This window comes from Chryseobacterium lacus (assembly GCF_003336205.1).
GTDB lineage: Bacteria > Bacteroidota > Bacteroidia > Flavobacteriales > Weeksellaceae > Chryseobacterium_A > Chryseobacterium_A lacus.
Genome location: NZ_QPIE01000009.1, coordinates 1 through 11019, shown reverse-complemented (window position 1 = coordinate 11019; position 11019 = coordinate 1). Strand labels below are relative to the sequence as shown.

The following is an 11019-nucleotide window of genomic DNA, read 5'->3' as shown; positions in this document are numbered from 1 at the left end:
CACATTTTACGATTTTCAGCTGCAGAACTCCGTTAGGGTTGGTAGAGATCTCGTTAAAATTCACCGTGACGGATGAAGTTCCCTGTCCGCTGACGAAGCTTCCAAAATTGGATGGCGAAAATGCCCATTCCATGGAATCGGGAACGATGCCGTTCAGATTGGCGGTGAATGTCTGGCTGGAACTCGGGCAGTAAAGGCCTCCTGAAGGCGGCGTAACGGTGATGCTACCCATGTTGAAAGCTTCTACAGGTAAGGTAACCGGTGGTGAAAGACACCCTATCGGATCAAGGCTGCGGTTTCGTACGGAGACACTGAAAGGGCCAGCACCGGTAAAGATCACCGTAATGCTTTGCCCGGTATTGCTTCCCTGAATGGTACCTCCTGTCACTTCCCATACGGGAATCGTGCCGCTGTCAATACTGCTGAGGCTGTACGTTTGTGGAATTAACTGGCATACCTTGTCGGGCCCTGTGATGCTGCCGGTAGGAGCGTCAGGCACCTTAACGGCTTTTACAATCTTGGCGTCTGCTACGCAGCCGCTTGGCTTGCTGGTGCTCTCTAACCCGCTCTGCGCCCACACAAGGGCAGGCATCAGCAACATCCACAGGAAGAGCAGTACAGAACACTCAGGCAAAATTTTAAATCGTGTTTTATAAATCATTAAAGAGCGTTTATAATACTTCTGTGTACATTTTCTACTTTGGGAAGAGAGGGTTTCAGACCAAAGTTATGGATTTCATAACAATGGTTTAGTATCAAGATGCTAAAAGTGGCAAAAGGTTGCAGTTGAGCGGCAAATAACTTTGCCAAAGTTTGAAACTTTGCCAAAGTTGAGACAAATCTTAACCGAGTCACCACCACTGTCTTTGTCATGCTGTAGGCATCTCCACTATTAAGCAAATTCACACAAAAAATCCCGGAACATTTTACCCCGACCCTAAAAGGAGCTGTTCCGGGATTTTTTTCGTCTACCGAAGAACTCACTACGAAAAAACAAGCCTTCTGTCTGGCTGAGTACGCCGAAGCCTTTTGTCTTTTGAGCAAATTCGCAAATCAGCAAATCAGCAAATTCGCTTCCTTTAAACCATTAACCGATTAATCGATTAACCCTTATAGGCAAATCAGCAAATTCGCTTCCTCTAAACAATTAACCGATTAACCAATTAATCAATTAACCTATTTCTTCACTATTTTCCCTGCCGTAGCAAAGTTCTCACCCTGCACTTTCACATAATACACTCCGGAGGCAACACCACTCATGTCTATCGTGAAATTCCCGGTGAATTTCCCCTGCTTCATCAACCTGCCGTCTGCGGTGATGACTTCGTAGGAAGTAAGTTTTTCTTTGGTTTTAATATGAAGAACATCACTTACCGGATTCGGGTAGAAAACCACATCCGTTTGCTTCACCGGGGTTTCTGCGGTGTTCATTTGGGAGCAGGCAGATTTAGCAAGCTTAGCAGCGAAGAATTGTGTTTCCGGGCTGTTAATGTAATGTACGGTAGGCACACCGTCATTAGGATCGGTAAAAAGCTGGCTTTGGAAATAGCCACCCACCACATAATTGCCATCCTGATCCACAGCTATGGAAGTTAGCTCATCATCGCTCCCGAAGTCGCTGGAAATAGTGTGCAGGCCAACGGTGTTTCCTGTGTCCTTGTTCAAACGCACCAATACGGAGTTCCGTCCATTGTTTGCCGGTACATTAACGGAGAAATTGTCCCAGCTCTCCGACAGCCATGCAGCCTTTACGAAACCGATTTCGTTGCCATTTAGGGCAATGCGGGATCTGTATGAAGGTGTGCCTTCGGAGGTGGTGGTACTGGTGGTCTTAAACCACTGAATATTCCCCATCGAATTGAGCTTCATTACAAAATTAATGTGTGCTCCTCCATTAGGATTTTGGCTGGGCAAATTATAACTATAGGTGGTTCCATCGCTGTTATTTCCGCTAAAGGTAGCCAACGGCGGGCCATAGGTAGAATATCTTCCAGATAAATAGAGAAAGCCTCCATCATCTTTCAGTAAAGAATATATTTTTTCCTGAGGGTCAGCCATAAGAATACCACCCATGTTATAAGTAGTTAACTCCCTGCGCCAGTTCTCTGTTACATTTCCATTATTTACGCTGAATGAAAGCATATATCCATCATTTGAAAAAGGGATGCCATTAAAGGTGAAGGGGTAATAGTAGTTACTGTCTGTATATCCTTTACTTCCTGCTAAATAATAATGCTGCAAGTTCTCATCATACAAGAATTGTAGTTTTCCACCTAGCCATCCTGCTGCTATCTGCCCTGAAATGGGAAGCAAAATCGGGTTTTGTAATACCATTTGGTCGCCTACTTTGTTGTATTTCAATAAATAATATTGTAAACCATTTGGATAGGTATTCGTGTTTGGATCAAAATAGTAACTAGGCGGAACGTTAATTAAGTTGTTTAAATGGGAGCCAGATAAGAAACCTACAATCGCATGAATAGTATTAGAACTGTCCATATACCAAATATCATTATCTCCTCGTCGTTCATTTCTTGTTACTCCCGTGTCGTTCTGAAGGGGTTTGGCCCATTCCAGTAATCCTGTGCTTGTATCATATTTAAGTAAAAACATCGTGTTTAAACTTGGATCAGGTGTAGTATAATTATCGTATGCCACGGTAGTCTGAGGCATAATATTGCTTTCATCCCATTTTATAGGTGGATATTGTTGAGGAGAGACCGAAATTTGGGAAGCATTTGAAACGTTAGCCATCATGTATAAACCACCATCATTATCGACCGATAACTTCCACGATTGCTCATTCTCATTATATCCTCCTATAGTTCTGGTCCACCGTGTATTACCGTCACAGTCTAAAGAGAAGAGAAACAGATCGCTAAAATTGGCGGAATTGATTGAGACAGGAACCCCATTTAAATTTTGATTGCCAGGATATATTTTTGTCAAATAGTACGAGTTATTGTACTGATCCACTACCACATCCCGAATCATCTCGTCTTGAATTTCATTAAAACCTGAGCCGCTGGCTCCGGAATCACCCCCTCCCGGCACCGCCCACTGCCAGTTATACGTTTGTGCAGGCAACAAAGCGGGCAGAAATATAAAGATTGTAAAAAAGTATAGTATTTTTTTCATAGTAATATTTTCAGTTAAAATTAATCATTTTATGGGAAACATAAATGTAAAATAAAAAAACCACAGGCTGCCTTAATGGGCCAACCTGTGGTCAATTAAATAATAGTTTATTCTTTCAGCAGTTTTCCCTGCAATGGTTTGTCAGGAGCCACTACTGTAACAATATACACCCCCTGCAGCCAGCCGGAAGTGTCAAACTGCACTTCGCCTTCTGCGCTTTTCAGGTCTTTTCTGAACTTCACATTGCCCATGGCATCATGCACCAGCATCATCCGGGCCTTCTTCGCAGGATCTCCGGTGTCGAAGCGCACGGTAGTCTGAGCTTTTGCCGGATTGGGAACCAGGCTCATTGTGGCTTTCACTGAAGTTACAACAGGAGAAGCATGCTTCCCTTTCATGTCAGGGAAAGGTACTTCTAACTCAAATTTGCATTCCGGCCAGTAAGGATTCACAAGCATGGTGTCTTTATTTTAAAGATGCGAAAATGCCAAAAAGTTGCAGATAAGGGTAGAATAACTTTGCCAAAGTTTGAAACTTTGGCAAAGTTGAGTTCCACCTTAAAATTATTGGGCTGAAATAAATCAACCCCGTTGAGATTCTGCGGAATGACAAACGCTGTTTTTTGTCATGCTGTAAGCATCTCAGCGAACCCTTCTTATTAACCGTTGAGATTCCTACGAATGACAAGCGCCGTTTTTTGTCATGCTGTAAGCATCTCAACTTTAATCCGCAAATCCGCAAATCAGCAAATCAGCAAATTCGCTTCCTTTAAACCATTAACCGATTAATCGATTAACCAGCAATCAGCAAATCCGCAAATTCGCTTTTTAACAATCAATCAACCTATTTCTTCACTACTTTCCCAGCCGTAGCAAAGTTCTCACCCTGCACTTTTACATAATACACTCCGGTGGCAACACCACTCATGTCTATGGTATAGTTTCCGGAAAATTTACCCTGCTTCATCAGCCTGCCGTCTGCGGTGATCACTTCGTAGGAAGTAAGTTTCTCCTTGGTTTTAATATGAAGAACACCACCTACCGGATTGGGGTAAAATACCACATCCGTTTGTTTCACCGGGGTTTCTGCGGTGTTCATTTGGGAGCAGGCAGATTTAGCGAGCTTAGCAGCGAAGAATTGTGTTTCCGGGCTGTTAATGTAATGTACGGTAGGCACACCGTCATTAGGATCGGTAAAAAGCTGGCTTTGGAAATAGCCACCCACCACATAATTGCCATCCTGATCCACAGCTATGGAAGTTAGCTCATCATCGCTCCCGAAGTCGCTAGAAATAGTGTGCAGGCCAACGGTGTTTCCTGTGTCCTTGTGCAAACGCACCAATACGGAGTTCCGTCCATTGTTCATAGGAACATTTGCTGTAAAATTATCCCAGTCTTCCGTTAATCCTACCGCTTTTACAAACGCAATTTCGTTTCCGTTGAGGGATATTCTAGCTCTGTAGGATGGCGTTCCGTTATATCCAAAATAAGAGCTTGTTGGTATTTTAGTCCATTGCACAATGCCGTCTGAATTTAATTTCATAACAAAATTGGTATTATTTCCCGTAGCGGGATTATTTATAGGAAGTATATAGCTGTAAGGTGAGGTGTTAAGGTTGGTGCCGCTGAATGTAGGTTGAGGAGGGGTCTGCCCTTGATAGTATCTGCCAGAAATGTACAGATTTCCTGCACTATCTTTAATCAAGGAATATATTTTTTCATTAGGTGCTGCTATTGGATTGCTATTTGCATAAGTGGAAAATTCTCTTCGCCAATGTTCGGTAACCACATCATTAGTAACACTGAAGGACATCATATACCCATCATTAGAAAAAGATATATTATGAAAAGAAAAAGGAGAATAAGATCCATGAGTGGAGGCTGTACTTCCCGCAAGATAATATCTTTCTAAAACTTCATCATATAGAAACTGTACTTTTCCACCCCACCATGCAGGCTCAAGATCTCCAGTAATCGGCAGGAGAACAGGGTTAGGCTGTGGCACCATTTGGTCTCCTACTTTGTTAAAACGAACCAGGTAATACTGGAAGCCGTTAGGATAAGTGAAATTAGACATATCAAAGTAATAGGAAGCCGGCACATTGATCAGCCCATCCAAGTGCGATCCGGCCAAAAATCCGATAATCGCGTGAATGGTATTATTGCTGTCCATATACCAAATGCCGTTATTACCCCGCTTAGTACTCTCTGAAACACCCAGAGGATCTTGCAATGGTTTTGCCCAGGCCAGATGGCCGTTGGTGGTATTATATTTTAGCAAAAACAGGGTGTTAAGCGCCGGGTCTGTCGTCGTGTAGTCTTGGAAAGGTACGCTGCTCTGTGGCATACTGTTATTGTCATCCCATTTGATGGGTGGATATTGTTGCGGAGGAGCAGTAATATGACCCTGATTGAAAACATAAGCCATGAGATAGATGCCGCCATCATCATCCAGTGATAATTTCCAGGCGAATTCAGATTCGCCGTATCCTCCAATGGTTCTTGTCCATCTGATATTGCCGTTACAATCCAGAGAAAACAGGAACAAATCACTGAAGTTGGCATTAATATCGACAGGAGTGCCGTTAAGGTTTTGATTACCCGGGTATATGGTGGTAAGATAATAGGAATTGTTGTATTGGTCCACCACCACATCACGGATCATCTCATCTTTTATTTCATTAAAACCTGAGCCGCTGGCTCCCGAATCTCCCCCTCCCGGCACCGCCCATTGCCAATTATACGTTTGCGAAGGCATCAAAGCGGGCAGAAATACAAAGAAGGCAAAAAAGTATAGTATTTTTTTCATAAGTAATATTTTCAGTTAAAATTAATCATTTTTTAGTAAACATAAAATGGGAAATAAAAAACCACAGGCTGTCCCTTCTAAGGTCAACCTGTGGTCAATTAATAATAGTTTATTCTTTCAGTAGTTTTCCCTGCAAAGGTTGGTCAGGAGCTACTACAAGCAAATCCGCACAAAAATCCCGGAACATTTTACCCTCGCCCTAAAAGGAGCTGTTCCGGGATTTTTTCTTCCTACTGAAGAAGCCATTGTGAAAAAACAAACCTTCTGTCAGGCTAAGCCCGTCGAAGCCTCCTTCTTCTTTTAAGCAAATTCGCAAATTCGCAAATTTGCAAATCAGCTCCTTCTAAACAATTAACCGATTAACCAATTAATCAATTAACCTATTTCTTCACTATTTTCTCCGCCGTAGCAAAGTTCTCACCCTGCACTTTCACATAATACACTCCGGTGGCAACACCACTCATGTCTATGGTATAGTTTCCGGTAAATTTACCCTGCTTCATCAACCTGCCGTCTGCGGTGATGACTTCGTAGGAAGTAAGTTTTTCTTTGGTTTTAATATGAAGAACATCATTTACCGGATTCGGGTAGAAAACCACATCCGTTTGCTTCACCGGGGTTTCTGTTGTGTTCATTTGGGAGCAGGCAGATTTAGCGAGCTTAGCAGCGAAGAATTGTGTTTCCGGGCTGTTAATGTAATGTATGGTCGGCACACCGTCATTAGGATCGGTAAAAAGCTGGCTTTGGAAATAGCCACCCACCACATAATTGCCATCCTGATCCACAGCTATGGAAGTTAGCTCATCATCGCTCCCGAAGTCGCTGGAAATAGTGTGCAGTCCAACGGTGTTTCCCGTGTCCTTGTTCAAACGCACCAATACGGAGTTCCGTCCATTGTTTGCCGGTACATTAACGGAGAAACTGTCCCAACTCTCAGATAGCCATGCAGCCTTTGCAAAACCGATTTCGTTTCCGTTGAGAGCAATACGGGATCTGTATGAAGGAGTTCCTGAAACGTTTGTTCCTGATGGTGTTTTAATCCATTGTACCATTCCTTCAGGATTCAGTTTCATTACGTACGCAATATTGGAACCGCCTGTCAGATTATGATTTGGTAATGTATAACTGTACGGAGTGCCATTGCCATTCGTACCACTAAAAGTAGGATTTGGAGTAGTGTGTTGAGCATAATAGCCCGAAATGTACAAATCCCCGCTATTGTCCTTAATAAGAGAGAATATCTTTTCAAAAGGTATGTTGGAAACTGAACCTCCATTATAAGTAGTGAATTCTCTTCTCCAGTTTTCAGTAACAATACCATTATTAATGCTAAAGGAGATCATGTATCCATCGTTAGAAACGGGAATGCCGTTGAAGGACAGAGGTGAAAATTCAGAAGGGTCGTTGCTGGTGCTTCCTGCCAAATAATAACGCTGTAGAGATTCGTCGTATAAGAATTGTACTTTCCCCCCCGTCAAGCCGCTGGTTAATCGCCCATCTAATGACAAAAGAATGGGATTTTGGTTTGGAGTCATTTGGTCACCTATTTTAGTGAATTTTACCAAAAAATATTGCATAGTGGTGGTATATGTTGGAGGTACTGTAAGTAGGCCCCCTAGATGAGTGCCGGCAGAAAATCCCAAAATCGCATGGATATTGCCATCGCTGTCCATGTGCCATACTCCGTTGTCTCCAAGCCTTGTCATTCGTGTAATACCATTGGCGTCTTGCAATGGATTTGCCCATATAAGGTTGCCGGTAGCTGTATTATATTTTAATAAAAAAAGAGAATTTAATCCTGGGTCAGGAGTTGTGTTATCGCTATATGGTACTATTGTTAATGGCATACTGTTATTGTCATCCCATTTGATGGGTGGATATTGTTGCGGAGGAGCAGTAATATGACCGGTGTTAATTACATTAACAAATAAGTAGAGTCCTCCGTCATTATCGATCGACAGTTTCCAAGCATACTCACTCTCTGCATAACCCCCGATAGTTCTTGTCCAACGAACATTACCATTACAATCTAAGGAAAACAAAAACAAATCACTAAAATTAGCAGAGTTAATGGGGACTGGAGTATTATTTAAATTTTGATTGCCAGGATATATTTTTGTCAAATAGTACGAGTTATTGTACTGATCCACTACCACATCCCGAATCATCTCGTCTTGAATTTCATTAAAACCTGAGCCGCTGGCTCCGGAATCACCCCCTCCCGGCACCGCCCACTGCCAGTTATACGTTTGTGCAGGCAACAAAGCGGGCAGAAATATAAAGATTGTAAAAAAGTATAGTATTTTTTTCATAGTAATATTTTCAGTTAAAATTAATCATTTTATGGGAAACATAAATGTAAAATAAAAAAACCACAGGCTGCCTTAATGGGCCAACCTGTGGTCAATTAAATAATAGTTTATTCTTTCAGCAGTTTTCCCTGCAATGGTTTGTCAGGAGCCACTACTGTAACAATATATACCCCCTGCAGCCAGCCGGAAGTGTCAAACTGCACTTCACCTTCTGCGCTTTTCAGGTCTTTTCTGAACTTCACATTGCCCATGGCATCATGCACCAATAACATACTGGCTTTTGCCTCCGGATGTCCGGTATTATAGCGTACCGTCACCATCGACCTCGCCGGATTGGGCGACATCGTGAAGGAAGGAAGTACGGTTTTCACCGGTGGGTTTTTGATACCCCGCATGGCACTGAAATCCAGTTCGTGGATCACTTCACAGTTGATGGCAGTGAAGACGATCGCATCATTTCCTCCGCTGAAACCGTTAGCCGGATAGAAGACCAGCGGATTGGCGTAGAAATCATAGCTTCCTCCTGCCGGAATGGTAATGGTATTCGGCAGATATACCCCATATCCGTTCATGCTGGTAATGGTAAACGTTACCGAAGTACTTCCGAAGTTGTGGATAATACCATACAGCAGGTAATAACCTCCTTCCTGTGGTTCGATCGCCTCAATATGAAGCTCAATGCGGCACTCATATCGGATCTTGCACTTGGAAGGATCAGGATTCAGGGTAGCGGTACCGGAGGTAAACTGGCAGTAGCCGTTATCAATCATCAACTGATAGTTCCCTGCCTGTTGCGGCCAGAAAGGATAAATAAAGCCCGGGCCGTCCTGCTGGCTGTTGCCGAAATATTGCCATTCGTGGTTATTGTAATCTCCTATTGGGCCTACAATATAGCGGTCACCCAGACAAACGTCATAACATCCTGTCGGGAAGATCCACATCAGGCTTTCCAGATCATGGGGAACCATGATCTCTGAACTCACGATACAGCCGGAAGGAGCGGTGTGGGTTACCTGATACAGGCCGCCGTGATAGACGGTAATGGTAGTCCCGGACTGGCCGTTGCTCCAGTTGTACTGGCCTGCCTGCGGATTCTGAATGGTCAGTTCAACACTGTAGGGTGTGGAACTCATCGGGTCGGGACACTGAATATGCATTCCGATGTCAGGATAATCCTGAGGCTGGCTAACCGTAATGGTAAAGCTGACAGAGGTGCCACATCCCGGATCGGCGGTACGCCGTACATGGAACGTGTAAGTATAGGTTCCTGCGGTGTTCAGCGTTCCGGTTGGAATCTGCGTAGGTGTCGCTGTGCTCCACGGATGGAGAGCAGTCGTGGTTCCGTTATAAAGCAGGGTCCATTGGTATTCCAGGTTAGGTTCTGTGACAATTCCGTACAGGGTAGTGCCTTGTCCTCGGCAAAGGTTGGCTTTTCCTGCGATATTGGCGTAAGGAACAGGTTTAATCGTGACTGGAACGGCTTGGCTAGCCATGATATGGGTCTCACAGCCATTGCTATCTATTAATATCGGCCAGTAATTCCCGGATTGTGTTGGGGTAAAACTTTGGGTATTGGGTGCACCCGGCACTGGTTGGTCACCATTCATCCAGATGTAACTTTGAGGGTTTCCACTTAACGGATCAGGAATAAATGTAATTGTCGGTTGAATAGTGCTTGTTTCACAAATAGTATAGCCGTCCTGAGGAGTAAGTACACCCGAAAATACTGCCTTTTGTACGGTAAATAGGGTTGTACTTTGAATAAACTCACAATTAAGGGGTGTAGTTACTGTTAGGGAAATACTCGTTGACTGCGTACTGTTAATGGTTATCTTTTGTTGGCCAGTTGTTGCAAAGACTCCCGTTCCGCTAAATCCAATATAGTAGGTATTTGCAGGGTCATACCCCGGGATATTCACGGTGATGACACTCTCTGAACACACCGTTCCTCCTGTTGGATCCGGGGAAAGCGTAAAGTTCATGTCAGGCATTGCCGGCAGCGTGATGCTTTCGGTAATGCTGCAGGGCAACAATCCCGGCGAAGTGAGCGTCAGGGTCAGTTGATACGTTTGTCCCGGTGTCAGGCCGCTGAACGTCGCACTTTGCCCGCTGCCGTTCTGTGGTGGCTGTCCGCCTCCGGTCAGTTGGTAACTGTACGTCACTGCATTGGCTGAGACCCCGAAAAGCGAGGAGATGTTATGCGCGGTTAGTGTATAGGCACTTGGGTTCACGCCACCGCATCCGATCACATATTTCAACTTAGGCTGGTAAGGCTTGATCACCTGTGCAGTGCTGATCAGCACACAACTGCCGTAAGTGGCTTCCACCTGCACTACATTGACTCCCGCAAGGGTCGTGGTCATGGAATTGGTGGCTCCGGTGCCCGGTACTACATTGCCGTTCAGCTTCCAGACAATACTGCTTGGGGCGGTAGTGAAGGTAACCTGTGTATTGATGGTATTACAGGAACTCAATGAAGCGGTTACCGATAGATTCGGACTGGGAGTTACGGTACATCCGGTGGTAGAACCACAGTCCTGTATCACCGAAACAGTGTTGGATTTTACGAGGCATCCGTTCACATCAGTCACCTCTACCCAGTACGTGCCAAAAGGATTAGGGCCGGTGATGGTAAAGGAAGTCATATTGGTGCCTTGTGCCACCACGTTGCCGTTCTTCATCCATTTAAAGAAACTGGAGGCGGTAAGGCCGGTGGAGAAATTGGCTTGCAAGGTGTAAGGCTGGAAGGTACTTCCGGTAC

The 11019-nt window shown here is 44.2% G+C and carries 5 protein-coding genes and 1 pseudogene; all 6 read right to left on the bottom strand.

All coding sequences use genetic code 11. The features are described 5' to 3' along the window. Positions 1-661, bottom strand: a pseudogene (locus tag DQ356_RS10930) (hypothetical protein); the annotation flags it as partial. Between the two features lie 515 nt (positions 662-1176). After that, a complete protein-coding gene (locus tag DQ356_RS10920) occupies positions 1177-3138 on the bottom strand; it encodes a T9SS type A sorting domain-containing protein (protein ID WP_114304539.1) in 1962 nt (653 codons plus the stop codon). A gap of 107 nt (positions 3139-3245) precedes the next feature. Continuing rightward, the gene (locus DQ356_RS10915; protein ID WP_114304538.1) at positions 3246-3596 is read right to left on the bottom strand and encodes a T9SS type A sorting domain-containing protein; all 351 of its coding nucleotides are present in this window, start codon (positions 3594-3596) and stop codon (positions 3246-3248) included. Between the two features lie 385 nt (positions 3597-3981). Then, entirely contained in the window at positions 3982-5946 is a 1965-nt protein-coding gene (locus DQ356_RS10910; protein ID WP_114304537.1) for a T9SS type A sorting domain-containing protein, read from the bottom strand. Between the two features lie 380 nt (positions 5947-6326). Then, the gene (locus DQ356_RS10905; protein WP_114304536.1) at positions 6327-8258 is read right to left on the bottom strand and encodes a T9SS type A sorting domain-containing protein; all 1932 of its coding nucleotides are present in this window, start codon (positions 8256-8258) and stop codon (positions 6327-6329) included. Positions 8259-8365: 107 nt separating this feature from the next. After that, positions 8366-11019: T9SS type A sorting domain-containing protein (locus DQ356_RS10900; RefSeq protein WP_147267619.1), on the bottom strand; the 2654-nt coding region annotated here is incomplete at its 5' end.